This is a genomic window from Actinokineospora sp. NPDC004072 (assembly GCF_053604195.1).
In genome coordinates this window covers 388631-414569 of sequence record NZ_JBSGHB010000002.1, presented here as the reverse complement: position 1 = coordinate 414569, position 25939 = coordinate 388631, and the positions used below count along the sequence as shown (strand labels likewise).

Genomic DNA, 25939 nt, shown 5'->3' with positions numbered 1-25939 from the left:
CTCCGACGTAACATCCGCTGACCTCGCAACGATCCCCTGCGGCAGATCACCGGTTCACGGCGGAGGTTGCCCTTGTCATCGCTCGACCCACCACCTCCTTGGGCTCCATGGGGGAAGGCCTCGGACGAGGGCACCCACCCGCTGATCTGCCACGTCCTCGACACAGCTGCGGTCGCCGAGCGCCTGATGCCGTTGGTGCTCGGGCCGCGGCTCCTGGCGGGACTGCGGGATTCCTTCGCCTGCCTCACGGACTGGGAAGGCTGGGTCGCGCTCTTCTGCGGCGTCCACGACCTGGGCAAGTACGCGCCGACCTTTCAGGCTTGTCAAGCCGACGTGGCGGAGGCGCGCCTCCCCCGCTCTGCGTACGACGACGTGGAGTTCGTGCGCAGCCCGAAGAACCTTCCCCGAGCCGATACGCCGCACGGGCTCATCACGGCGTTGCACCTGCACGGGATGCTCAAGACGTGGGGGATGCCCCGTGAGTCCGCCCTGCGAATCGCGGTCGCCCTCGGCGGGCATCACGGGGTCTTCCCGAAGGCCGACATGATCTTGCAGGCGCGCCGCCAGCACAACCACCACGGCGGCGAGCGGTGGGCCGAGTGGCGAACGGCGCTCGTGCACGAGGTGTCCCGACTTCGCGGGCTGCCGGAACCCGAGAACGCCAACTGGTCCGAGGTTCGGGTCAGCCTCGAAGCGGCCATCGGCCTCGCTGCGCTGACCTCGATCAGCGACTGGATCGCGTCGGACACACAGAACTTCCCCCCGCGCGCGGACGAGGTCGATCTGGACGACTACAAGGCACGCGCAGACCTCCTGGCCGAGGACGCGATCGCCAAGATCGACCTAGCGGCGTGGCGGCCGCCTGCGGACACCACCTTCGCAGCACTCTTTCCCGACAAGTGTCCACCGCGACCGATGCAGACAGCGGTCGAACGATTGACCACCGGCCGGGCCGAGCCGGTGCTGCTCGTGGTCGAAGCGCCGACCGGCGAGGGCAAGTCGATGGCGACCTTGCAGGCCGCGGCCGCACTTGTGCGCTCGATGAGCCTGGCAGGCGTCTACATCGGGATGCCGACCCAAGCGACGAGCAACCAGATGCTCGGTGTGGTCCAAGCCATGCTGTCGCACCTAGGTGACACAACCAACGTTCGGTTGATCCATTCCGCAGCGGCAGAGCATTCGCCAGTCACACCCGTCGACGTCGGCCAGGACGAGGCCGAGGATTCCACCGTGAAGGCGCGTGAGTGGTTCACCCGCAAGCGAGCCCTGCTCACGCGCTGGGGGGTGGGTACCGTCGACCAGGCGCTGAAGACGGCGATCCGCTCCCACCACGGATTCGTCCGGCTCGCAGCGCTGTCGGGGAAGGTGGTGGTGATTGATGAGGTCCACGCCTACGACATCCACATGTCCACGCTCCTGGACCGGATGCTCCACTGGTTGGGCCGCCTAGGGGTCTCGGTGGTCCTGCTGTCGGCCACCCTGCCGTCGGGGAGGCGGCACGAACTCGTCGCCGCGTGGCGGTCCGGGCTGCGCGGTGAGCTCCCCGAGGCGCAGCCGCCTGCTCCGACCACGGAGTACCCCCGGGTCACCTGGGCCGATCACGAGCGCGTGGACGCCGAGCACACACCGCCCTCGCGCCTCAACGCCAACCGGGAGATCGTCCTCGACCGGGTCGAGGACGTCGAGGGGTGGCTGATCCAGCAATCTCGCACCCACGACTGCATCGCCGTGGTCCACAACCTGGTCGAACGAGTCGTCTCCACCTGCCACGAGCTCGAGCGGCGCTTCGCCGATCTGCCTGCGGCGGAGCGCCCGGAGATCATCCCGATCACCGGGCGGATGACGGCCAAGGAGCGGCGCGACACGGAAGCGCGCCTCAAGGAGCACTTCGGCAAAGAGGGCAGCAGGCCGCGGGCGATCGTCGTCGGGACGCAGGTCCTGGAGCAGAGCCTCGATCTCGACTTCGACGTGATGCTGAGCGACATGGCGCCCATCGATTCCCTGATCCAACGGGCCGGGCGCATCCGCAGGCACCGCAGCGAGGACGACCGGCCCGGCCCGATCACCCTCGGCATCACCGGGGTGACCGACACCGAGGGCGGCCCGCGGTTCCCGAGGTACACCACGCTGGTCTACGCGCGGATGACCTTGCTGCGGACCTGCGCGCTGCTCGCGGGCAGGCGCTCGATCCGCACGCCCGACCAGGTCCAGAGCTTGATCGACTCGGTGTACGGCCCGGAGTTCGAGTGCCCCGACGGATGGGAGGACGGGTGGGCGCAGGCAGCCGACCAACTCGCGCGCAGCCGGGACCGGGAGCGCCGGAACGCCGAAGTGCTGCGCCTTCCACTCGCGCTGGACGGGATGGACATCGACACCCTGACGGCGAGGCCGAAGAGCAGCACGAACACCCGGCCGCAGAGGCGGTGAACGAAGAAGTGGACGCCTCGGAGCAGCGCATCCACGTCGTCCTCCTGGAGGGGCACGACGGCCAAGTCGCCACCCCGGTGGGTGGCTGCATCCCTGTCTCGCTCGCGGATTCGCGCCCGCTCACCGACGACCAGCGCCGGGAACTGCTCGATGCCAGCACGATCCTCGCGGCGCCGCTCCCGACGAGCGTCATGGACGCGGTGGCTGCCCTCGCGGTCCCCGCTCTGTTCCTCGGGGATCCGTGGCTCAACAGGCACCGGGTGCTCCTGCTCCAAGATCGACGCTGTACCGTCGGCGGCTCAGTCCTGCGCTACGACAGCGCATTCGGCCTCTACCTCGATGAGAGCGAATGACAACTGAGGTTCACCCGTCCTTCGATCTGATCACCCGTCCGTGGGTACCCGTGGTCGACAGGTCCGGGGAACGACGTGTCGTGAGCCTGGCTCGTCTCCTCCTCGGCGCGCACACCCTCCGGCGGATCGCCGGGCAGACCCCGCCGATGACGGCCGCTCTGCACCGCTTGGTCCTCGCACTGCTGCACCGCGTCTACGGCCCGCCGGACGCGGACGGGTGGGCGAGGCTGTGGACGGCGAACCGGTTGCCCTCCGCACCGCTGCGCGCCTACCTGAACGACTACCGGGATCGCTTCGACCTCTTCCACCCGGAGCGCCCCTTCCTCCAGTGCCGCGAGCTGCGTTCCCTGACGCCCGCGAGCCCCGCGAAGCTGGTGCCCTTCCGATCGGTGGGCAACAACGTCACGTTGTTCGACCACACGACCGCAGCGGACCGAATCCTGCTCAAGCCCGAGGAGGCCGCGCAATGGCTGGTGACCGCGCTCGCCTTCGACCCGGGTGGCATGAAGACCCCCTACACCAAGGACAAGTCGTCGGAGAGGGCGCCGTGCAACTGGTTCGGGGTCGTGGTGGTCGAGGGCCAAGACCTCCGCGAAACGTTGCTCCTCAACGCCATCACCTACAACCCGGCTCAGCGCCATCCGGAACGCACTGGTCCTGACGACAGGCCCGCGTGGGAAGCGGAGGAGCCGCCTGGTCCGGAACCGGCCCCGGCAACCGTTCCCCGAGGGTGGACAGATCTCCTGACCTGGCCGTCCCGACGCATCCTCCTGCGACCGGCGAACACCGCGAACGGGGTGATGGTCGACGGCGTCGTCCTCACGCCGGGCACCCGGCTCGACGTGAGGCTGCCCGACGAGGAGATGATGGCGGCGTTCCGCAAGCCGCGGGGGCCGAACGGGAAGCCCAAGCCGGACGAGCCGCTGCGGCCCGTCGTCCTCCACCCGACCAGGGGGATCTGGCGGCACAGCGTCGAAATGCTGCTCAGCTTCCCCTGGGAGGAAGAGCGCACCAGGCAGCGTCCGCGAACCCTCGACCACGTGTCGGCCAGGTCGCTGGACGAGGACATCGCGGTTGACGCCGTCTACACGCTCCGGGTGTTCGGCCAGCGGCTCGACGCCAAGGCCTCCGTCGTCGAGACCTGGATCGAGGACGAGGTCCCCGCTCCGGTAGCGCTCCTGCGCGCGAACAGCGAAACGCTGGGCGGCCTGATCGGCACGGCCATCACCCTCGCGGATGAAACGGTCTCCGCGCTGCGCGCGATGGAACGCGACTTCTACACCGACCTCCGCGCCACCTCCGCCGTGAGCGCCGACCTCGGGTTCTGGCCTCGCCTGACCAAGCCGTTCGCAACCTTCCTGACCGCCGTCGCACAGGCCCACCACGAGCAGCGCTCGGAAAGACCGGCCGCTGAAGCGTGGGCGAAGGAGGTGAGCCGCGTCGCCATCGAGGCAACCACGAGGTGGTCGGAAGGGGTTCACCGGGAAGGCCGTGAGCTCCTCGCCGCCGCCAAGCACGTCGACCGCGCCATCGGGCGGGTGCACCGACTCGTGCAGCTCTTCAACAGGGACCTGACTGGATACCTCACCCGGGAGTGCGCACCGTGAACGACACCGACGAAGCACGCCGCCGCTTCACCGCCCACCTCTTCGGCCTGCACCGGGGGCTGTCGTCGGAGAACCCCCAGCGCGTCAGCGAGGCGCGGCGCTCGCTGGCCATGCTCCGCCGCAGCACCGCGGGCCCCCGCAACCAGGTCGCCGCCTACGAGACCGTCTTCGCCCACGAACCGCCGGAAGCCGAGCAGGAGGCCTGGCTCCTGCTCGCCGGGCTGTTCGCCCTGCACCCCCAGCCCCGCCGCGCGCCCCGGAAGCCGATGTCGCTCGGCGCTTCCCTGGCCACCCTGGCCAAGGAGCGGGACAACTCCGCGGCGGTCACCCGCCGGTTCACGGCGTTGCTCTCCCGCGACGCCAGCACGCTCCCCCACCACCTGCGCCAGGTCATCCGGCTGCTGTCCGCCCACGACGTCGCCGTGGACTACGACAAGCTCCTCGACGACCTGGTCGTCCTGACCAACGGGGGCCGCCCCGACGCCGCGCACCGGGTGCGGCTGCAGTGGGCCCGCGAGTACCACCGGACCGCGAGCAAGAACCCGACATCCACCGAGTCCCCCGACAAGGACGCACCGGAGAACCCGTGATCATCGAACTGCACCTGCTCCAGTCGTTCCCCGTGAGCAACCTCAACCGCGACGACATAGGCCAGCCCAAGACCGCGACGTTCGGCGGGCACACCCGCGGCCGGGTCTCCAGCCAGTGCCTGAAGCGGTCGGCCCGCCTGCTGTTCAAGGAGTTCGGGCTCGCCGAGTCCGAGACCGGCGTGCGCACGAAGCGCCTGCTCGGCGAAACGGCCAAGGTGCTCACCGCGCGCGGGCGCGACCCCGAGGACACCCCCGCCGTGGTGCGGGTGGCGCTCGAGCAGCTCGGCTTCGGCTTGGACCAGAAGAAAGACCTCACCGAGTACCTGCTGTACGTGGGCCGCAGCGCGATCGAGCACCTCGCCGCCTACTGCGAAGCCAACTGGGACAGCCTCCACGCGGCTGCGCAGGTGCGCAAGGCCGGGAAGAAGCCGACGAAGGTCAAGCCGGACAAGGCCGCGCAAGCCGAAGCCCACCGCATCCTCGACGCCCGGCGGGCGGCCGACGTCGCGCTGTTCGGCAGGATGATCGCCGACAACAAGGACTTCAACGTCGACGCGGCGTCCCAGGTAGCCCATGCGCTCTCCACCCACGCCGTGGCAACCGAGTTCGACTTCTACACCGCGGTCGACGACCTCAAGGCATCCGACGAGTCGGGCGCGGACATGATCGGCACGATAGATTTCAACGCAGCGTGCTACTACCGCTACTGCAATGTCGATCTGCGCCAGTTGAGCCACAACCTCAGCGGCGACGCGGATCTCGTGGACCGCACCACGCGCGCCTGGTTGTACGCCTTCATCAACGCCGTGCCGAGCGGCAAGCAGAACTCGATGGCCGCCCGGACCATGCCCGACACGCTCCTCGGCGTCGTCCGCGACCACGGCGCGTGGAACCTCGCAAACGCTTTCCTCAAGCCGGTCCACGGGGTCGACGACGTGATGGCCGCCTCCACCGAGCGGCTGGCACGGCACTTCGGCCAGCTCCGCGCCTTCTACGGCGACAGCACCATCAGGACGGTCGCAGCGGCATCCGTGACCGGCACGGTGCCTGCAATCGATGAGGGCGATGTCGTGTCCAGCGTGGACGAGTTCGTGACCCGCCTGCTCGACGGCGCAGCCACGGCCCGATGACCAGCTCGCTCGCGCTGTGCTTCGACGCCCCGATGCAGTCGTGGGGCACGAGGTCGCGGGCCACGATCCGCGACACCGGGATGGAACCGACGAAGTCCGGCGTCGTCGGCCTGCTCGCCGCAGCCTCGGGTGTCGAACGCGAGGACGACGCCGCCATCGCCGAGCTCGCCCGGCTGCGCATGGCCGTCCGGGTGGACCGCGAAGGCATCCTCGAACGCGACTTCCACACGACCCAGAACGTGCCGACCACCCTCGGCACGGGTCACCGGACGATCGTCAGCGAGCGGTACTACCTCGCCGACGCGCTGTTCCTCGTCGTGCTCGAAGGCGAGCGCGCCCGGCTGGCGCGCCTGGCGGAGGCGATCGCCGCGCCCGTCTGGCGGCTCTGCTTCGGCCGCCGCGCGTTCGTCCCCGCCCGCCCGCTGCTGGCCCCGGACGCCCACCTGTTCGATGCCCCGGCGGCCGTCGTCGTGCGCGAGCACCCCTGGTTGGAGACGTCCCCGCGGACCCGCAGGCTGGAGCGGGAGAAGGCCGACCGGCCGGGCTTGCGGGTGGTGAGCGACTGCCCGCCGGATGCGCGGGGCGCCGAGACCAGGCACGACCACCCGCTCAGCTTCAACCCCGCCGACCGCAGGTTCGCCACACGCACCGTCCTCACCGAGTACGTCCAGCTCACCGACGGCATGATCACCGCAGGAGACCCCTCGTGTTCCTGACCAGGCTCCTCATCGATGTCCGGTCCCGCGAGTTCCGACGCGACTTCGGCAACGTCCACGACATGCACCGCACGCTGATGAAGCTCTTCCCCGAGATCCCCCCGGGGACCCCGGCACGCCACGCCCACAACCTGCTCTGGCGGCTCGACCCGGCGCACACCGGGTACACGCAGTACATCCAGAGCCGCACCGCGCCCGACCTGGCCAAGCTGCCCGCGGGCCTGGTGCTGGAGCCCCCCGCCGTCCGCCCGCTGCAACCGGTCCTGGACGCCATCCAGCCGGGCCGCAGGCTCGCCTTCCGCCTGGTCGCCAACCCGACCCGCTGCGTGCGCTTCGACGGTGCACCGGAGAAGCGCAAGCACGTCGGGTTGACGACGCCGGAGAAGCAGGTCGACTGGCTTGTGCGACGGGGGGAGCGGCACGGCTTCGCCATCCCCGCCGGGCGGAACGGGGAGCCGGACGTCGCCCCCATCCCGGTGCCGCGGCTCGTCGGCAGGAGGGAGGAGGCGACCATCACCATCAGCCCGGTGAGGTTCGAAGGCACGCTCATCGTCACCGACGCCGACGCCTTCACCCAGGCGGTGGTCAGCGGTATCGGTCGAGGGAAGTCCTACGGCTGCGGGCTGATCAGCCTCGCCCTGCCGCGGCCTCGGTGAGCTCGGCGCGGTGCAGGTGGAGGCCGAGTCGGAGGAGCTACGCCGCGCGGTCGGTGGCGGCGGCACTCGGTGAGGACACGGCGGTTGGGTCGGGCGGGCTCAGGGGTGGGACGAGTTCGGGGAGGGTTCTGGGGATTGGCCGTTCGGTCGGTGGGTGGGTGGGGGGTGAGGGTCGCGCGGGGGTGTGGGGGTGGGGATGGGGGTGGAGCCGTGGGTGCAGAGGAGGATGGGGCCTGCGGTGGAGCGGATTTCCAGGGTGCCGTCGGGGCCGGTGGTGAGGGTGACGATGGAGGGGGTGCGGGTGGGGATGTCGGGGTGGGGGTCGTGGGTGGTGTGGTTTCGGGTGCGGAGGTAGAAGGCGAGGATGGAGATCGCGCTGAAGGTGGTGAGCCAGGCCAGGCCGATGAGGGCGTGGGTGGCGGCTGGTTGGTCGGTGAAGCCTGCGGCGACGGAGGACTGGGTGGCGCCGTAGGTGGGCATGAACTTGAGGAATCCGCCGTCGGCCGCGGGGTTGATCACGGGGTTCTGCACGATCACGTCCACCAGGCTGATCATGATGATGACGAACATGCCCGCCAGCTCGGTGGGCAGGACGATGCCCAGGACGATGCCCATCCCGCCGTAGGTCAGGGCGCTCACCAGCAGGCCCAGGGCCAGCAGCCACACCTGCTCCGGCGTCCACAGCGCCGTCATGACCGCGGTCGCGTAGGCGGCGACCAAGGTGGACACGAGCAGCAGCACCGCCAGCTTCGCCAGCAGCAGGCTCACCCGCGAATAGCCCGCCTGCACGAGCCTGCGGTCGAAGTCGCCGAAGCGGCGCACCGCGGAGAACATCATGAAGCCGACGATCAGGGTCACGGCGTTGATCACGCCCGAGATGGTCGCCAGCCGGTTCGACGGGACCATGAGCGTCGCGTCGAGGGCGCTGGAGCGGTAGGCGATCTCCTGCTCGGGAAGGAGCTTCCCCACCAGGGTCACCCAGGCCGGGATGAAGAACACGACCAGGGCGAGCGCCAAGCGGTTGCGCGCGTGCTGGGCGATCTCGAAGCCCAGCGCCTTGGCGGTGCGCCGGTTGGACGTGGCCTTCACCCAATGCGCCACCTCACACCTGCCCCACGGCCACGGCGCCCTCGTCGACCACGCGGCCTGCCTGCAGGCGGAACAGGCGGTCGAAGCGCTCGATGTCGTGGACGATGTGGGAGATCACCAGCACCGACTGGCGGCGCTGGCGGAGTTCGCCGGTGATCTGCCAGAAGTTGAGGTAGTTCTCCCAGTCGAAGCCCTGGTACGGCTCGTCCATCAGCACGATGCCGGGGTCGTGCATCAGCGCCAGCACGAGGTTGAGCTTCTGCCGCGTGCCGCCGCTGAGCCTGCCTGCCTTGCAGCGGCGGAACCGGGCCAGGTCGAGCCGGTCGAGGAGCTCGTCGGCGCGGCCGAGGTCGTCGATGCGGTACGCGCCTTGGAAGTAGCGCAGGTGCTGGTCGACGGTGAGCTCGTCGTTGACGACGATGCGCTGCGGGCAGTAGCCGATCGGCCTGCGCACCAGGACCTCCCCCCGGTCGGCCTTCAGCTCGCCCGCCAGCACCCGCAGCAGCGTCGTCTTGCCCGCGCCGTTCTCGCCGATGATCCCCAGGACCTCCCCCGCGCGCAGCTCGAAGTCGACGCCGCGCAGCACCGCGCGCGACCCGAACGCCTTGTGGATGCCGATGGCCTGAAGGGTGACGTCCCCGAACGGCACTGCGCCGCCTCCGTCCCGGTGGTGTTCCGCGGCTACCGGATGCCCCACGCTCACATCGTCTTGGTACCCGCGGGGGCGGGGAAGCCCACCTCGGAGGCGGCACACGATCAGGTGGATCGCCGGGGCGGGCACCCTATCGCGTGACGTCCCGGGTCCACCTTGAAATGACCTCGGCGATGCGCGACGCTGGATGCACCACCAGGTGCGAGCGGGCCGCTTTCCCTTGGCGCACAGGGGTTTTCGAACACGCAGCCCGCCCGCTCGGCGAACCGCACCGGTGGTCCCGCACCCATCCCAGCCCTCGAAGGAGCAGGCATGAAACGCCCCAGGCGAAGCGTCGGCACCGCGCTCGCGCTCGCAGCGTTCCTCGGATCGGTCCCGGCAGCGGCGGTCGCGGAGGCGGCCGCGCCCCCGCCCGAGGACGGGTGGACCTACTACCGCGAGTTCAGCGACCCCTACACGTGCGAGTTCTTCGGCGCGGCGGGGGCCTTCGGCGGCCGCTGGTCGGACTGGCGCTGCGACGACGACAACGTGCTGTGGACCCAGTAGCACCTGCTCCACGGGATGGGGAACGCGGCTGCCGCGTTCCCCATCCGCCTGTCAGAGCACGGAATCGAGGTGCGCGGCGAGTTCGGCGGGCGACGGGTGCGCCCACACCTCCGCGGGCGTCAGCGCGATGTCCACATCGGTCTGGAGCCTGCGGGTCAGCGCCACCGCCAGCAGCGAGTCCAAACCCACGTCGGTGAACTTGGCGTGCGCGGGCACGCTCGACGGGTCCGCGCTCAGCAACGCGGCCAGGGTGCGGACGACCACGTCCTGCAGCAGGTGCGCGCGGGCGGGGCCGGGCTCCACCGCGCGCACGTCGACGCCGAGCGCGCCGTCCTCGGCCCGGCCGCCCGGGGTGTCCACCTCGGCGAGCAGCGGGGTCGACCGGGCGTCGGGGAAGGCGCGGAAGAGCAGGTCCGGCTGGTAGTCGAACACCCCGGTGTGCACGCGCTGGTGCCGCAGCAGCTCCTCCAGCGCCGCGAAACCGTCCGCGGTGGAGATGGTGTCGTAGCCGCGCGCGGCGAAGTGGGTGGCGCGGCCCGCTTCGCCCCACGCGCCCCAGTCGACCGACAGCGCCGGGAGGCCGCGGTCGCGCCGCCAGCGGGCGAAGGCGTCGACCCAGGCGCCCGCCGCGGCGTAGTTCGCCTGGCCCGCGTTGCCGATCATCGCGGACATGGACGAGAAGACGACGAACCAGTCCAACGTGCTGTCCGCGGTCGCGTCGTGCAGGTTCAGCAGGCCGGTGACCTTGGGGTGCCAGACCCGTTCGACCTTCTCCGGGGTGAGCCCGGTGATGGGGGTGTCGTCGAGCACGACGGCGGTGTGCAGGACGCCGCGCAGCTCACCGCCCGCGGCGGCGACCAGGCGGCGCGCGGTCTGCGGGTCGGCGATGTCGCCGCGCACCACCTCGACCGCGCAGCCCAGGGCCTCGACCTCCGCCAGGACCTCGCGGCCCTCGGCGGGCACCTCGCCGCGCCCGCCGACCACGACCCGACCTGCGCCGCGCTCGGCCAGCCACCGGGCCGCCGCCAGGCCCAGGCCCCGGGTGCCGCCGGTGATGATGTAGGCCCCGCCGGGGCGGACGACGGATTCCCGGGCGGGCGCGTGGACGCGCAGGCGTTCGCCGGGCTCCGGGAACTCCAGCGCGATCCGTCCGATGTGGTCACCGCTGGCGAGGAGCTTGAACCCCTCGGCGGCCTCGGCCAGCGGCAGGACCACGCGGGGCAGCGCAGGCAGCGTTCCGGCCGCCAGCTCGGCCGCCACCCGAAGGAGGGCCGCGCGGCACACCGCGGTGTGCTCGGTCGCGGTCAGCACCAGGTCGAGGGCCGTGTAGGTGTTGCCGCGGCGGAAGGCGTCGAGCCCGATCCGCGCGCCGTCGTAGAGGTCGCGCTTGCCGATCTCCACGAAGCGCCCGAGCGGGGCGAGCAGGTCGAGCGAGGCGCGCATGGCCGCGCCGGTCAGCGAGTTGAGCACGACATCCACCCCGCGCCCGCCGGTGGCCTCCCTGACCTCCTCGGCGAAGTCGAGGGTGCGGGAGTCGAAGACGTGCTCCACGCCGTGGTCGCGCAGGTACCGGCGCTTGGCCTCGGTGCCCGCGGTGCCGATGGGGGTGGCGCCCAGCAGCCGCGCCACCTCGATGGCGGCCAGGCCGGTGCCGCCCGCCGCCGAGTGGACGAGCACGGTCTCGCCCGCCCGCAGGTGCGCGAGGTCGTGCAGCGCGTGCCACGCGGTGAGGTAGGTCAGCACCGACGGCACGATGTCGACCGACGCCACCCCGTCCGGGACGCCCACCACGAGGTCGGCGGTGACCAGGCAGGAGGAGGCCATCGTCCCGGTCCCGTCCGGCCGCACGGCGACGACCCGGTCGCCGGGGCGCAGGTCGGGCACGTCCGGCCCGACGGCGAGCACGACACCCGCCGCGTCCGACCCCAGCCCGGGCAGCACGCCGTCGTCGGTCGGGTAGATGCCCAGGGCGATCAGGACGTCGCGGAAGTGGATGGTGACCGCCTCCGGGCGCAGCAGCACCTGGCCGGGGCCGGGGGCAGGCGGGGGCTGCTCGGCGGCGACCAGCCGCAGCCGCTCCACGCCGCCGTCGGGGTCGGCCTCCAGCGCGAAGCCGTCCGCGCCCGCGACCACCTCCACCACGCCTGCGGTGCGCGGCGGCCGGGCGGGCAGCGGCGCGCGGGTCATCCGGGCCACGTGCCGCTGGCCGGAGCGCAGCGCCACCTCCGGCTCCGGGCTGCCCGCGACCAGCTCGGCGGCGATGTCGGCGGCGCCGGGGCCTGCGGGGTCGTCGCTGTCGATCCAGGTGACCGCCGACTGCGGCTGCTCGATCGCGGCCACCCGCAGCAGCCCGCGCAGCGCGCACACGCCCGGGTCCACGGGCTCGCCGTCGGCCACCGGGCGGGCGTTCGCGCTCACCAGCCAGAGCCGGGGCGGGGCGCGGTGCCCGGCGTGGTCGCGCAGCACCATGCCGATGCGGGTGATCCGGTCGAGGGCGTCGAGATCGCCCGTGGCGCACCACACGACACCCTCGGCGGAGTCCCCGCGCGGGGCGTCCGCGTCGACCTCGACCCGCGCGCCCGCCGCGGCCAAGGCGGCGGCCACCCGCTCGGCGACGCCCGCCCGGTCGCCGGGTTCGGCGACGACCACCCAGTCGCCGAGCGCGCGGGGGTCCGCGGCGGGCAGCGGAGCCGGGGTCCAGGTGATCTCGAACAGCCGGGAGTTCAGCAGCGACCGGCCGGGGGCGGGGGCCGGGCCGCGGACCAGGGCGACGCCGTCGAGCGCGCCGAGCCACGTGCCCGCGTCGTCGTAGAGGTCGGCGCGGCCGGTCGCGGTGTCGGGGCCGTCGCGGCGCACCTCGGGCCGCACCCACGCCACCCGGTTCGGGTCGGCGGGCAGGGTGAGCGCGCCGATCCCGACGGGCACCCAGGGCGCCCCCGCGTTGCCGGGGTCCGGTCCGCCGCCCATGACCAGGGGCGCGGCCACGGCCAGCACGCAGCCGTCGAGCAGCACCGGGTGCACCTTGGGCGCGGCGGTGCTGACCGTCGCCTCCTCGGGCAGGCGCAGGCGCGCGAGGCCGCCGTCCGCGACCGCGGCGATGGAGTGGAACGCCGGGCCGGTGTCGAGGCCGATGCGGCGGCACTCGGCGTAGAGGTCGTCGGGCGGGTCGGTCGCCTCGGGCAGCGGCAGCGGCTCGCGCCCGTCCACCGCGCCCTCGCAGCGGGTGGCGGTGGCCGCGGCGACGCGGTCCCACCCGGCCCCGCCCGCCTGCAGGACCGCCAGGTCGACGGCCTCGCCGCGGCGGACGGCGGCGACCTGGACGGGCACCCGGGCGGCCAGCGGCACCATCCGCTCGAACCGCACGCCGGTCAGGCCGACCTGGTCGGGGGCGCAGCCGAGCAGGTCGGTGGCCGCGGCGACGAGCAGCTCGACGTGGGCGGCGGCGGGCACCAGCGGGGTGCCGCGCAGGGTGTGCTGGCGCAGCCAGTCGACCCGGTCGGTGCCGAGGTCGGCGGTCCACACGTGCCGGGTGCGGTCCTCGGCGTCGGGGTCGGGCACGGCGATGCGCGCGCCGAGCCACATGTGGGCGTCGGCGCCGCGGGCGCCGGAGGGCGGCTCCTGCCAGTAGCGGGCGCGGTCGAAGGCGGTGGGCGGCAGCGCCGTGCGCGAGCCGCCGCCGTTGACCGCGGCGATGTCCACCGGGACGCCCGCCACGTGCAGGGCTGCCGCCGCCTGGCACAGCGCCTCGCGGTCGTCCTGGTCGCGCATCAGGGACGGCACCGCGACCACGGGGGCGCCGAGCGCCGCGCCGGTCTCCTCGACCGCCTGCGCCAGCAGCGGGTGCGGGGCGATCTCCAGGAACACCCGGTGCCCGTCCTCGACCAGCGCCCGGCAGGCGCGGTCGAACCGGACGGGCTCGCGCAGGTTCTGCGCCCAGTAGCGGCCGGTGAACTCGACCGGCTCCCGGGGATCGACCACAGTGGAGTAGAACGGCACCGCCGGGGCCTGGCCCGCCAGCCAGGAGGTCTGCTCGACGACGTCCGGGATGATCGGGTCGACCTGGGGCGAGTGCGCGGCGACCACCACGGCGATCCGCTTGCTGAACACCCCGCGGTCCTGCCACTCCCCCAGCAGCTCGGCCACCGCCGCCTCCGCGCCCGCCACGACGGTCGTCGCGGGCGCTGTCACCACCGCGATCGACACACCCGGCCGGTCCGCGATCTCGGCCGCCACCTGCTCCACCGGCAGCGCGACGGCGGCCATGCAGCCGCCCGCGACGCGCTGGAGCATCGACGAGCGGATGAGGGTGATGCGCATGCCGTCCTCGGGGGCGATGATCCCGGCGGCCACGGCGGCGGCGGCTTCGCCCATCGAGTGGCCGACCACCGCGGCCGGGCGCAGGCCCCAGGCGCGCCACACCTCCGCCAGGGCGGTCTGCACCGCGAACACCAAGGGCTGGACCAGGTCCATGCGCTCGGGGAGGGCGTCGGCTTCGAGCAGCTCCCGCAGCGGCACGCCGCCGCCCGCGGCGACGGGCGCCAGGCGGTCGATCATGCCGGTGAAGGCCGGGTCGCGGTCGAGCAGGCCGCGGGCCATGCCCGCCCACTGCGCCCCGTGCCCGGAGAAGACCCACACCGGCATGGCCGCGGCCCCGGTCGGGCCGGTGACCACGGCGGGGTGCGCTTCGCCCCCGGCCAGCGCCCGCAAGCCGTCGACGAGGCCGTCGCGGTCGGTGGCGAGGACGCAGGCGCGGGCGGTCAGGGGGCTGCGGGCGACGGCGAGGGTGTGGGCGACGTCGGCGGGATGGGGGCGGGCGGTTTCGATGTGGTCGGCGAGCCGGGCGGCGGTGGCCGCCAGGCCGCCGGGGGACGCCGCCGAGACCGGGTGCACGGCGAGCCGGCCGACCGGCCGGTCCTGCGGCGGCGCGGGGGCGGGCGGGGCCTGCTCCACGATCGCGTGCGCGTTCGCGCCGGTCACGCCGAAGGCCGAGACCGCGGCGCGGCGGGGCGCGCCCGTCCACGGCGTGGCCTCGGTGGGGACGAAGAACCGCGTCCCCTCGGCGTCGATCTCCGGGTTCCACCGGGTGAAGTGCAGGTTCGCCGGGACCACGCCGCGCTGCACGGCCAGCGCCGCCTTGATCAGGCCGAGCACGCCTGCCGCGCACTCGGGGTGGCCGAAGTTGGTCTTGAGCGAGCCCAGCGCGCAGGGCGCGGACGCGGACCCGTGGGCGTCGGAGAGCGCGGCGAACTCGATCGGGTCGCCGACCGGGGTGCCGGTGCCGTGCGCCTCGACGTAGCCGATGTCGTCCGGCCCGACGCCCGCCGCGCGCATCGCCGCGGCCACCACCTCGCGCTGGGCGACGCGCGAGGGCTGGGTGATGCCGCGGACCCGGCCCGCGTGGTTGATCGCGGTCCCGGCGACGACGGCGAGCACGCGGTCGCCGTCGCGCTGGGCGTCGGCGAGCCGCTTGAGCACGACCACGCCGCAGCCCTCGCCGCGCACGAACCCGTCCGCGCCCGCGTCGAAGGCCGCGCAGCGCCCGCGCTCGGACAGCGCGCCCGCCCTGGCGAAGCCGATGATCCCGCCCCACTCCAGCTGCACGGTCACCCCGCCCGCGAGCGCGAGGTCGGACTCGCCCTCGTGCAGCGAGCGGCACGCCAGGTGCACGGCCAGCAGCGACGACGCGCAGGCCCCGTCGACGGCCAGCGACGGCCCGTGCACGTCGAGGATGTAGGAGATCCGGCCGGGCGCGCCCGCGGGCACGGCGGAGATGCCGTGGTAGACGTCGAAGTCGGCGATGGTGAACCTTCGGGCGTAGTCGGCGCCGAAGATGCCGGTGAACAGCCCGGTGCGCGACCCGGCCAGCGAGCGCGGCGGGATGCCTGCGTCCTCCAGCGCCTCCCACGTGGTCTCCATCAGCAACCGGTGCTGGGGGTCGATGCTGGGCGCCTCGCGGACCGGCACGCCGAAGAAGCCGGGGTCGAACAGGTCGATGCCGTCGAGGAAGGAGCCGCTGCGCAGCATGCCCGAGCCGACCAGGTCGCCGGGGACGACGCGCTCGCGCTCGGTCCACCGCCTGCCCGGGTCCGAGCCCGCCACCACGTCGCGGCGGTCGAGCAGCACCTGCCACAGGTCCTCGGTGGAGCTCACCCCGCCCGGGGCCCGGCAGCCGGTCCCGATGATCGCCACGGGCGTCTGCTTCGCGTGGTCCACGGGTTTGCGTCCCTTCCTTCGTGCGGTCGGCCCGTCAGCGGACGAGGGCGGCGGCGCGCAGGGCGACCCGGGCGGCCGGGGCGGCCAGCAGCTCGGGGATCGTGATGCGGCCGGAGAGGTAGGAGTCGAGCCCGCGCCAGACCGCGGGCACGGCGGTGATCGCGGTGTGGACCAGGCCGGGGCGCTTGCTGAAGACGTCCATGACCTGGCGGGAGGCCCGCATCTCGACTTCGAGCGCGGTGCGGACTGCGGTGGTGTACCGGGCGCGGGCGCGGGCCAGCTCTGCGCCGCCCCCGGCGCGGGCGAGCTCGGCGGCGGCGGTTCCCGCCCACGACCCGGAGCGCAGCGCGAAGGAGATGCCCTCGCGCGACCACGGGTCGCACAGCCCGGCGGCGTCGCCCGCCACCAGCGTGCGGTGCCGCGCGAGCGGCGAGCTCGGGGCGCGGCAGCGGGTCAGGTGCCCGGTGTCGTGCACCGGGGTCAGGTGCCCGAGCGCGTGGCGGTCGAGGAAGTCGCGCAGGTAGCGCCTGGTCGCATCACCGTGGCCGCGGGCGGCGACCACGCCCGCGGTGCACAGGTCCCCCTTGGGGAAGACCCAGCCGAAGGAGCCGGGCAGCGGGCCCCACTCCATCAGCATGCGCCCGCGCCAGCGCGCCGCCGCGCGGGCGTCGACCGGCACCTCGACCTCCAGGGCGAGGTCCACCTGCTCGCAGCGGACGCCGACGTGCCTGCCCACCCGGCTCGCGCTCCCGTCGGCGCCCACCAGCGCCCGCGCCGCCACCACGCCGCCGGAGGTCCGCAGGAGCACGGCGTCAGGAGTGTCCTCAATGGCCGTCAGCGCGGTGCGGTCGCGCACCTCGGCCCCGGCCTCGGCGGCGACCCGGGTCAGCGCGGCGTCGAGGTCGGCGCGGAAGACCATCCGGCACGGCTGCGCTCCCGCGCAGGCGAGGGTCCGCTGCCTGCGGCCACCGATCCCGAAGGTGACCGCGGCGACCTCGTCGCGCACCGGCACCCCGAGGCCGTCGGGCAGGTGCGCCTGCGAGCAGCCGATCAACCCGCCGCCGCAGGTCTTGTACCGCGGAATCGCGGCCCGCTCCAGCAGCAGCACCCGGCAGCCCGCCGCGGCCGCCACCCGCGCGGCGCTCGCCCCGGCAGGCCCGGCTCCGACGACCACGACGTCCCAAAGCTCGCCTGCCATCCGCATCCGCTCACCGTCTCCAGCCCGGGGGCTGCCGGGGTGGGGCTCGCGCACCCACCACATCGGACAGAGCATCACTGCGACCGTAACAACGGGCCATTGCCACCGCGCAGCCCACGCCTGCGGGTTAAGCCGTCGGAGGGGGCTATGCCACACCATGTGAGGAAGGGGGCATGACCATGTGTGCGTGTTCGGCTTGCCGGGTACCGGATAGGGGGAAACGGGCTCGATTGCGGCGGGGCCGCGCCTATCGTCAGGGGGTGGATGGGTTGGAGCGGGTCAAGCAGGATCTTGTTGATGCTGCGGACTATGCGTTCCACCGGTTGCGGGGGCGGGTCGACGGGCTGGCGGACGAGGAGTACTTCTGGGAGCCCGCCGATGGGTGCTGGTCGGTGCGGGAAACCGAGGACGGGTCGTTCCGGGCGGATGGGTCGCCGGTGCCGCCGGTGCCGCCGCCGCTGACGACGATCGCGTGGCGGATGTGCCACATCATCGATGTGCTGCTGGCCGAGCGGAATGCGACCTGGCTCGGGGTGGAGCCGGCGGGGCGGGTGGAGCGCGAGGGCGAGCCGGGGACGGCGCGGGCGGCGATCGAGCAGTTGGAGCAGGCGTTCGCGGTGTTCCGGGGCCACCTCCTCGCCGCCGACGCGAGCGAGCTGACCAGTGCGCTGGGACCGATCGGCGGGCCGTACGCGGGCAGCAGCCGGGTTTCGTTCGTGCTGCACGAGTTGGACGAACTGATCCACCACGGCGCGGAAGTCGCGGTGTTGCGGGACCTCTACCGGGCCACCCGGCCGGTCGAGCCGTTCGTGGAGGTCTGCGCGAGCGCGGGCCGGGCGGCCGTGGAGTCGATGCTGGCGGCCGATCCCGGGTTGCGCGAGCGGCACCGCGGGCTGGTGGGGCAGCTGGCGGGGATGCACAACTGGCCCGCGGTCCACCTGCTGGTGGAGCTGGGCTTCGACGCCAACGCCGCTGGCGCGCTGCACCACGCGGCCGGCGCGGGCGTGCTCCCGGTCGTGCGGCTGCTGGCCGAGCACGGCGCCGACCTGACGGTCCGCGACACCCAGTACAACCTGCCCCCGGAGGGCTGGGCGCGCTACTTCGGCCAGACGAAGGTCGCCGACTACCTCGCCTCCCGCGCGAAGACCGTGGAGGGATGACGATTGCCCTCCCGGTCGGCCTGACTTGGCCGTCGACGCCGGGGGTCACCCTCATCGGCGATGCCGCGCACCTGATGCCCCCGGTGGGCCAGGGCGCGAACATGGCCTTACTCGACGGCGCCCTCCTCGGCCTCGCCCTGGCCGCCCACCCGGACGACCACGCCACCGCCGTCGCGGCCTGCGAACGGGAGATGTTCGAGCGGACCAGCGCCGCCGCGCGCCTGTCCGCCCGCATCCAGGAGATGCTGTCGGCCCCGGACGCCAGCCGAAGGATGCTCGCGTTCTTCCAGCCGAGCTGACCGCGGCTGGGCCGAACGGGTGGGGGGCGTCATGCTGCCGACCGCCCGGGCGATGGTTTGGGTGCAGGCAACGCGCCCGGCTGGGAGGTGGGGTCGATGGCATCGCGGATGTGGGTCGTGGTGCTGGTGCTGCTGGTCTCCGCCTGCGGCGCGGAGAAGGGGACGCCTGCGGGGACGCCGCGGGGGTCGGGCGAGGCGACCTCGTTCGCCCCGTTGGGGCCGGAGCCGAGCGGCGGCTACCAAGGCGGCGGGGGCGGCAAGGGGAAGGACAACCGGGCGATCCTGGTCGGGGGGCCGCGGTTGGACGGGCGGACCGACAGCTCGTCGTGGCCGTACTTCTTCCAGGAGGCCGACGGCGGGTTCCTGGACCAGTGCAAGGTGTTCCGGCTCGGGGGGTTCGGCACGCCCGCGCCCGCGGTCCCGGTGTCGGTCTCCGTCCACGTCGGCGGGGTGTTCGGCTTCGCCAGCTCGGGGTCCGATCCGTGCAGCGGGCCGGTCGGCGGGGAATGCCGGGGCTACACCTTCCCCGCCGGGGCCGAATGGGACGTCGACACCTGCTCGGTACAAATCGTCCCCTCCGGACCGGGGGAGGGCGCGCTGAGCGTCGAGTTCAGCGCGTCGTGCCCGTCGGCCGAAGGGCTGCCGTGCGACGACCCGGCCGTGGCCGCCGCGCATCCGTCCGCATCGGACCCGGTGGCGGTGGGGTGGAAGGAAACCGTCCGGCTCATCGCCGCGCCGTGCACCCAGGACCAGTATGACTACCCGACGAACTCCTGCGTCGAGCCGACGACGACCACCACCGAGGACGTCACCACGGAGCCGACGACCGAGGACACCACCACCACGACTACGACCGAGCCGACGACGACCACCACCACCGGCTGAGGACATCACGCTCAGCCGGTGGCAGACCATCGCGGCCATCGCCACGCCGACGACGCTGGCTTCCGCGCTGCTGTTCTACTTCGGCTACGTCTCCACCCTGGCCAGGTACGAGCACTTCGGCGTCGACCTCGCGGTGCTGGACCTGTCCACGGTCGAGGTGCTGATGCTGGGCACCGAGGTGGTGTTCCCGCCGCTGGCCTTCCTGCTGGTGCTGATGCTGCTCGCCCTGGCCGCGCACCAGGCGGTCTCGGCGCTGATGCACCGCCACCGCCGCGCGGCCCACGCGGTCTCCGCCGCAGCCGGGGTGCTCGGGCTGCTGATGTTCGTCCGCGGCGGCGTCGGCGTGCTGTGGGTGTCGGTGTCCGAAGAGGAGTTCCCCGGGCTGACGCCCATCTGCCTCGGGCTGGGCCTGCCCCTGCTCGCCTACGGCCTGTGGGTGCTGCGCGAGGTGCGGGCGCCGGGGAAGCGGGCCCGCGGGATCAACGAGGTGCTGATCCTGGTCGGCCTGGCGGGGATGGCCGTCATCGGGCTGTTCTGGGCGACCAACATCTTCGCCGGGGCGTACGGCCGCGGGCGCGCGGCGGAGCTGGCCGCGGAGCTGGACACCCGGCCGATGGTCGTGCTGGACCTCCAGCAGCGCCTCTACCTGCCCGCCGACCTCGACGGCGTGCAGCAGTTCGACCTGCCCGGCGGCGACCCGTTCCGGGTGCGCTGCCAGGGCCTGCGGCTGCTCACCGAGGCGGGCGGGCGGCTGTTCCTGGTGCCTGCGCGCTGGGACGGCCCCGGCAGGCGCACCATCGTCGTCCCGAACGACGAATCGGTCCGGGTGCAGTTCCTTCCGGACTGAACCTGTCCGCAAGCGCGACTACGGTTCAGCACATGCTGACCAAGCGCGCCCTCAACCGGGCCACGCTGCACCGCCAACTGCTGCTGGAGCGCTCCGACCTCCCGGCCCTGGCCGCCGTCGAGCACCTGGTGGGCATGCAGGCGCAGGAGCCCCTGTCGCCGTATGTCGGCCTGTGGTCGCGGCTGCGCGACTTCAAGGCCGCGGAGCTGGCCGACCTGGTCACCACCGGCGCCGTGCTGCGGTGCCCCTTCTACCGGGCGACGATCCACCTGGTGAGCGCCGCCGACCACGGGCGCATCCAACCGCTGCTGCGCACCCTGCTGCACCGCCGCTTCGCCTCGTCGCCGTTCAAGTCCATCCTGGACGAAGTGGACGCCGCCGACCTGGCCGCGGCGGCCACCGAGGTGCTCGCGGAGAAGCCCCGCACGCGGCGGGAGCTGTGCATCGCGCTCGGTGAGCGGTGGCCGGACGTGGACGCGGAGTACCTGGGCGTCGCGGTGCAATTCCTGGTCCCGGTCGTGCAACGGCCGCCCCGCGGGGTCTGGGGCCGCACGGGACGCGCGGAATGGGCGCTGGCGCCGGAGTGCTCGGGCGAGCCGGTCGACCTGGTGTCGCGCTACCTGGCCGCCTTCGGACCCGCCACGGTGCGCGACATCCAGACGTGGTCCGGTCTCACCCGGCTGCGTGACGTGGTGCGCGAATTGGACTTGCGCGTCCTAACCGACGAAACGGGCCGTGAACTCCTGGACCTCCCCGAGGGACCGCTGCCGGATGAGGACACGCCCGCGCCGGTGCGGTTCCTGCCGGAGTTCGACAACCTGCTGCTGGCCCACCACGACCGCACCCGCGTCATCTCCGATGAGGACTACCGGCGCGGCATCATCATCGGCGGCAAGTGCACCCTGCTGGTGGACGGCTTCGTGCACGGCATCTGGCGGGTCAAGGACGGTGTGCTGGACGTGGAGGTGTTCCGCCCGCTGACCCCCGGCCAGCGCGCGGACGTGCTGGCCGAGGGCGCCCGGCTGCTGGCCTTCGCCGAGGTCGACGGGCGGGTGGAGATCAGCTAGAAGGGGTCGGTCACCAACGAGTTCAACCGCTCGGCCAGCCCGGTCACGTCGATGACGCGGGAAACTATGGAGTGGTCGCAGACCAGCACACGCCAGCGCGTGTGCTGGGCGCGTGCGGTCTCCTCGGCGGTGAGCAGCGCGCTGAGCCCGGCGGCGCCGAAGAAGCTCGCCGGGCGCAGGTCGACGCACAGCGCCTCCGGTCGCCCGCGCAGCACCTCGGTCAGCGTCCCGGACAGTTCGGGGACGGTCAGCGCGTCCACATCACCGGTGACCAGCACGCGAGGCTGGTCCGGCATGCCCAGCACGTCCACGGAGACGGTGCTGGCGACGCACGACCTTATGACGTTTCGCATGAGCGTTCCTCACGTCGACGTCGTGCAGGCCCGCTTTTAGACCTCTCCCCCACGACCCAGTATGGCCGCGCCCACAGCGGGCAGCAACCGCCGCGCCCCGTCAGACCTCTTCGCCGGTGGCGATGACCTGGTCAGCGAGGTCGCGGAGCTTGACGTTGCGCCGCTGCGACGCCTCGCGGAGGCGGTCGAACGCGGCCGCCGCGGTGAGCCGGTGGCGCTCCATCAGGATGCCGACGGCCTGCCCGATGAACCGGTGGCTGGCGATGGCGGCGCGCAGGTTGTCCTCGGTGCTGGCCCGGCTCGCCTCGCGCGCCGCCCGGTCCAGGCCGGTGGCCAGCGCGTCGGCCAGCAGGTGGGCCAGCAGCAATTCGTCGGCCCCGACCGGCCGCGGCGCCGGGAAGCCGACCCAGACGGTGTGGTCGGCGGCGGTGAGCAGCAGGCCGGGCGGCGGGTCGGGCTGCTGCTCACCGGATCGGGCGGCGGTCAGCTCGGCCCGCGCGGACGCGGGCAGGGCGGTCCACGCCGTGGTGCCCCCGGCGGTGATGACCTCGGCAGGCGGCCACTCCCCGGTGGGCGGGACGACCAGCACGGTCCCGCCGAAGACGTCGGCGAAGCCCTGGACGGTGGCGGCGAGGAGCTCGGCGGCCCCGGGCGCGGCGGCGAGCACGGCGGCCAGCTCGGCGGCGGCCGTGCGGCGCCTGCGCAGGCCGCGCTCGCGGGTGATGTCGCGGACGGTGGCCACCACCAGGTCGTCCTCGCCGTCGACGGTCGTCCAGGCGACCGCGGTCCAGACGGTGTGGCCGTCGCGGTGGCGCAGGGGCAGCTCGACGCGGCCGTCCTCCTGCTCGCTGGCGGCGGACAGCACGTCCTCGATGAGCGCGCGCTGCGCGGGCTCATCGTCGGGGCGGGGCAGCCACGGGTAGGGCGACCGGTAGGGCGCGTGCTCGGGGCCGTAGCCGGTGATCTGGCCGAAGGCGGCGTTGACCTCGATGATCTCGCCCCCCTTGGTGCCGATGACCACGCCGTCGCGCAGGCCGCGCACGATCGCCGCGCGCCACGCGGCGTCGCGGGAGCGGGCGGCGGCCCGGTCGAGGTTGGCCCGCAGCCGGGTGCGCAGGTCGGCCGGGGAGAACGGCTTGACCAGGTAGTCGTCCGCGCCCGCGGCGAAGCCCTCCGCGGCGGCCTCCTCGCCCGCGCGGGCCGACAGCAGCACCACCGGCAGGTCGCGCAGGTCGGGGTCGGCCCGGACGGCCGACAGCAGGCCGAAGCCGTCCAGCCGCGGCATCATCACGTCGGCCAGCAGCAGGTCCGGCCTGCGCGCCCGCAGCGCGGCGATGGCCTCGGTCCCGTCGGCGACCTGCTCGACGCTGTAGTGCGGTTCGAGCAGGTCGCGCAGGTAGTCGCGCAGGTCGCGGTTGTCCTCGGCGATGAGCAGCCGGGGCCGGTCGGGCTCGGCCCCGGCCTCGGGTCTGTCCGCGCGCACCGACCAGGACAGCGCCTCCTCGACGTACGGGGTGAGGCTCTCGTGGTTGGGGCGCGCCTCGTGCGGCGCGGCGGCCGCCTTCGGCCGCCCGTAGGGCACCCGGACGGTGAAGGTCGTGCCCACCCCGACGGTCGACTCGACCTCGACGGTGCCGTCGAGCAGGCGCAGCAGCTCGGCCACCATCGCCAGCCCGATGCCGCTGCCCTCGTGGGTGCGCCCCTCGACCCCGCGCACGCGGTGGAACCGGTCGAACAGCCGCGGCAGCTCCTCCTCGGGGACGCCGACCCCGGTGTCGCGCACCCGCAGCTCCGCGGCCTCGCCCGCGTCCCGCAGCTCGACGCGGATCTCGCCGTCGATGGTGAACTTCACCGCGTTGGACAGCAGGTTGACCACGATCCGGTCCCACAGCTCCGGGTCGAGGTGGGCGGGCCGGGGCAGCTCGGGGATGTCGAGGACCAGGGCGAGCCCGGCGCGCTCGATGGCCGGGGTGAAGTTGTGGACCAGCTCGGCGGTGGCGCGGGCGAGGTCGACCGGGGCGGGCTCGGGCACCAGCCTGCCCGCCTCGATCCTGGCGAAGTCGAGCATGCCGTTGACCAGCTTGCGCAGCCTGCGCGCGTTGCGGGCGACCAGCTCGACCCGGGCCCGCTGGCGCGGCGGGAGTGGCTCGTCGCGGTCGTCGAGCGCGTCGGCGGCGGGGCCGAGGATCAGCGTCAGCGGGGTGCGCAGCTCGTGGCTCATGTTGGCGAAGAACGTGCTCTTGGCCGCGTCGAGCTCGGCGAGGGCCTGGGCGCGGCGCTGCTGGGCCAGCGCGGCCCGGGCGCCGCTGATGGCGGTGGCCAGGTGCCCGGCGCCGAGGTCGAGGAAGGAGCGGTAGCCCTCGTCGAACGGGCGGCGCTCGCTGAGCCCGAAGACCACCACGGCGCTGGGCTCGGCCGCCCCCGGCTCGACCACGGGCGCGGCGTAGAACCCGGGCGCGACGACCCGGCCGGTGCGGCCGACGGTGACGTCGAGGTCGTCGGTGTCGCGCCCGACGCCCGCCCTGAACCGCTGCTCACCCAGCCTGACCTCGGCGAAGGGCACGTCATCGGAGTTGGCGGCGAGCAGGTCGGCGGCCTTGGCGCACGCCTGCTCGGGGGTGGCGGCATCGACCAGCCCGGCGACCAGGCTGCCTAAAGTCGCCAGCCTGCGGGTGCCCACGATCTTGCCCGTGGTCTCGGTGACCGCGCAGAACACCCCGCCCGTCGCGCCGGACTCCTCCACGATGGGGCTGTAGGAGAAGGTGAAGTAGCACTCCTCCAGGTAGCCGTTGCGGTCCAGCAGCAGGAGCTGGTCGTCGGACCAGGTCGCGCCCCGACCGGCCATGACCCCGTTCAGCATCGGCCCGATGACGTCCCACACCTCCGGCCAGATGGTGCGCCCGGGCGCGCCGAGGCCGACGGGGTGCTTGGACGCGCCGAGGATGGGCCGGTAGGCGTCGTTGTAGATCATCACCAGGTCCGGGCCCCACCACAGCAGGATGGGGAACCGGGAGGTCAGGCACACGCTGACCGCGGTGCGCAGGCTCTGCGGCCAGTCGTCCATCGGCCCCAGCGGGGTGGCCGCCCAGTCGAAGGCGCCCACCAATGCGCCCATCTCGCCGCCCTGGTCCAGGACACCGGCTGCCCACCGTGCCGCAGTCATGCCCGCATTCTCGACCACGGCGGACCCGGATCGCCCCTCAGGCGGGAACCATCCCGCGGCGCGACCACCAGTTCCGGTAGGCGGGAATCCGGTCGACCATCGTCCGGTAGGACTCGACCACGACCCGGCGCAGGATCGGGACCGGCACCGGGCACTGGTCGGTCCACGCCAGGTCGATGCGCCCGCGCACCGGGTCGCCCACCAGCGGCCGGAAGACCACGCCCCGGTTCTCCACCGACAGCGGGTCGGCGATGGCGACGCACTTGCCCGTGCCGACGAACTCGCGCGCACCAGCCATGTGGGTGGACTGGTAGGCGATGCGCGGCTCGAACCCGAGGTCGCGGCAGGCGGCGCGCAGGGCGGCCAGCCAGCCGGGGTTCTCGTGCGGGTTGACGATCCACGACTCGGCGGCCAGGTCGGCCAGGTCGATGGCCTCCCGGTCGGCCAGCGGGTGGCGGTCCCAGATCGCGACGAAGGCGGGCTCCAGCGGCACGACCGTCTCCAGCCGCAGGTTGTGCACCTCGACGCTCTCGAAGCCGATCACATCGCTGATGAGCGCGGCGTCGAGCCTGCCCGAGCGCAGCATGCCGACCAGGGCGTCGGCGGCGGTGTCGATGTGGGCGCGGACGGTGTAGCCGCGGTCGGCGGCGTAGGCCTCCTCCAGCCGGGGCACGATCTCGGAGAGCATCAGGCCGACGTCGCCGAGGACGATCTCGCGGCGGGTGGTGCGGGTGGAGATGACCATCAGGTCGTCCATCTCGCGCAGCACGGCCCGCGCCCTGGCCAGCAGGCCGCGGCCGAACGACGTGGTCACCACACCGGTCCGGCCGCGTTCGAACACCTTCTCGCCGATCGCGCGCTCGATGCGCTGCACCTGCGCGGTCAGCGACGGCTGGGCGAGGCCGAGCACAGCAGCCGCCTTGGTGATGCTGCCCTCGTCGGCCACCGTCACCAGCGCGCGGAGGTGCCGCACCTCTAGTTCCACGCG

General features: G+C 73.3%; 18 protein-coding genes and 1 pseudogene. 12 read left to right on the top strand and 7 right to left on the bottom strand.

The features are described 5' to 3' along the window. The first annotated feature begins 66 nt into the window (after window positions 1-66). The 7 genes from cas3 to cas6e are packed head-to-tail and all read left to right on the top strand — an operon-like array spanning window position 67 to window position 7479. Entirely contained in the window at window positions 67-2427 is a 2361-nt protein-coding gene (gene cas3 / locus ACWEPX_RS04320) for a CRISPR-associated helicase Cas3' (RefSeq protein ID WP_451895639.1), read from the top strand. Further along, window positions 2424-2780, top strand: coding sequence for a hypothetical protein (locus ACWEPX_RS04315; RefSeq protein WP_451895638.1), 357 nt, complete (start codon window positions 2424-2426; stop codon window positions 2778-2780). The genes cas3 and ACWEPX_RS04315 overlap by 4 nt, the downstream gene beginning before the upstream one ends. After that, on the top strand, window positions 2777-4387 hold the full coding sequence (gene casA / locus ACWEPX_RS04310; RefSeq protein ID WP_451895637.1) for a type I-E CRISPR-associated protein Cse1/CasA: 1611 nt from the start codon (window positions 2777-2779) through the stop codon (window positions 4385-4387). Before ACWEPX_RS04315 ends, casA begins: the two co-directional genes overlap by 4 nt. Beyond that, window positions 4384-4977, top strand: a complete 594-nt coding sequence (casB, locus tag ACWEPX_RS04305) for a type I-E CRISPR-associated protein Cse2/CasB (RefSeq protein WP_451895636.1) — start codon at window positions 4384-4386, stop codon at window positions 4975-4977. The genes casA and casB overlap by 4 nt, the downstream gene beginning before the upstream one ends. Then, window positions 4974-6107 carry a type I-E CRISPR-associated protein Cas7/Cse4/CasC gene (gene cas7e / locus ACWEPX_RS04300; RefSeq protein WP_451895635.1) on the top strand — a complete coding sequence of 378 codons (1134 nt, stop codon included), beginning with the start codon at window positions 4974-4976 and terminating at the stop codon, window positions 6105-6107. Before casB ends, cas7e begins: the two co-directional genes overlap by 4 nt. Further along, window positions 6104-6823, top strand: coding sequence for a type I-E CRISPR-associated protein Cas5/CasD (cas5e, locus tag ACWEPX_RS04295; protein ID WP_451895634.1), 720 nt, complete (start codon window positions 6104-6106; stop codon window positions 6821-6823). Before cas7e ends, cas5e begins: the two co-directional genes overlap by 4 nt. Then, window positions 6814-7479: a type I-E CRISPR-associated protein Cas6/Cse3/CasE gene (gene cas6e, locus ACWEPX_RS04290; RefSeq protein WP_451895633.1), complete on the top strand. Its 666-nt coding sequence runs from the start codon at window positions 6814-6816 to the stop codon at window positions 7477-7479. Before cas5e ends, cas6e begins: the two co-directional genes overlap by 10 nt. Window positions 7480-7578: 99 nt before the next feature. Here the strand turns inward: cas6e and ACWEPX_RS04285 are convergent, their stop codons facing one another. After that, on the bottom strand, window positions 7579-8568 hold the full coding sequence (locus tag ACWEPX_RS04285; protein ID WP_451895632.1) for an ABC transporter permease: 990 nt from the start codon (window positions 8566-8568) through the stop codon (window positions 7579-7581). Window positions 8569-8581: 13 nt separating this feature from the next. After that, window positions 8582-9217, bottom strand: coding sequence for an ABC transporter ATP-binding protein (locus tag ACWEPX_RS04280; RefSeq protein ID WP_451895631.1), 636 nt, complete (start codon window positions 9215-9217; stop codon window positions 8582-8584). A 315-nt stretch (window positions 9218-9532) separates the two neighbouring features. Between ACWEPX_RS04280 and ACWEPX_RS04275 the strand changes: the two genes are divergently transcribed. Beyond that, window positions 9533-9766, top strand: a complete 234-nt coding sequence (locus tag ACWEPX_RS04275) for a hypothetical protein (RefSeq protein ID WP_451895630.1) — start codon at window positions 9533-9535, stop codon at window positions 9764-9766. A gap of 51 nt (window positions 9767-9817) precedes the next feature. On the opposite strand, the gene ACWEPX_RS04270 is transcribed toward ACWEPX_RS04275, so the two are convergent. Both ACWEPX_RS04270 and ACWEPX_RS04265 read right to left on the bottom strand, forming a co-directional pair. Continuing rightward, on the bottom strand, window positions 9818-15955 hold the full coding sequence (locus ACWEPX_RS04270; RefSeq protein WP_451895629.1) for an SDR family NAD(P)-dependent oxidoreductase: 6138 nt from the start codon (window positions 15953-15955) through the stop codon (window positions 9818-9820). Between the two features lie 58 nt (window positions 15956-16013). After that, window positions 16014-17177 carry a geranylgeranyl reductase family protein gene (locus ACWEPX_RS04265; protein ID WP_451895628.1) on the bottom strand — a complete coding sequence of 388 codons (1164 nt, stop codon included), beginning with the start codon at window positions 17175-17177 and terminating at the stop codon, window positions 16014-16016. A gap of 260 nt (window positions 17178-17437) precedes the next feature. Between ACWEPX_RS04265 and ACWEPX_RS04260 the strand changes: the two genes are divergently transcribed. From ACWEPX_RS04260 to ACWEPX_RS04245, 4 genes and pseudogenes are all read left to right on the top strand, one after another. Beyond that, window positions 17438-18337, top strand: coding sequence for a DinB family protein (locus ACWEPX_RS04260; RefSeq protein WP_451895627.1), 900 nt, complete (start codon window positions 17438-17440; stop codon window positions 18335-18337). A gap of 8 nt (window positions 18338-18345) precedes the next feature. Then, window positions 18346-18636: pseudogene (locus ACWEPX_RS04255) on the top strand (FAD-dependent monooxygenase); the annotation flags it as partial. A 754-nt stretch (window positions 18637-19390) separates the two neighbouring features. Next, on the top strand, window positions 19391-20368 hold the full coding sequence (locus ACWEPX_RS04250) for a hypothetical protein (protein WP_451895626.1): 978 nt from the start codon (window positions 19391-19393) through the stop codon (window positions 20366-20368). A gap of 32 nt (window positions 20369-20400) precedes the next feature. After that, on the top strand, window positions 20401-21435 hold the full coding sequence (locus ACWEPX_RS04245) for a winged helix DNA-binding domain-containing protein (protein WP_451895625.1): 1035 nt from the start codon (window positions 20401-20403) through the stop codon (window positions 21433-21435). On the opposite strand, the gene ACWEPX_RS04240 is transcribed toward ACWEPX_RS04245, so the two are convergent. The 3 genes from ACWEPX_RS04240 to ACWEPX_RS04230 form a co-directional block, all read right to left on the bottom strand. Next, window positions 21432-21788 carry an STAS domain-containing protein gene (locus ACWEPX_RS04240; RefSeq protein WP_451895624.1) on the bottom strand — a complete coding sequence of 119 codons (357 nt, stop codon included), beginning with the start codon at window positions 21786-21788 and terminating at the stop codon, window positions 21432-21434. The genes ACWEPX_RS04245 and ACWEPX_RS04240 overlap by 4 nt on opposite strands. Window positions 21789-21888: 100 nt before the next feature. Beyond that, window positions 21889-24951, bottom strand: coding sequence for an ATP-binding protein (locus ACWEPX_RS04235; RefSeq protein WP_451895623.1), 3063 nt, complete (start codon window positions 24949-24951; stop codon window positions 21889-21891). A gap of 37 nt (window positions 24952-24988) precedes the next feature. After that, the gene (locus ACWEPX_RS04230; RefSeq protein ID WP_451895622.1) at window positions 24989-25936 is read right to left on the bottom strand and encodes a LysR family transcriptional regulator; all 948 of its coding nucleotides are present in this window, start codon (window positions 25934-25936) and stop codon (window positions 24989-24991) included. Between the last annotated feature and the right edge of the window lie 3 nt (window positions 25937-25939).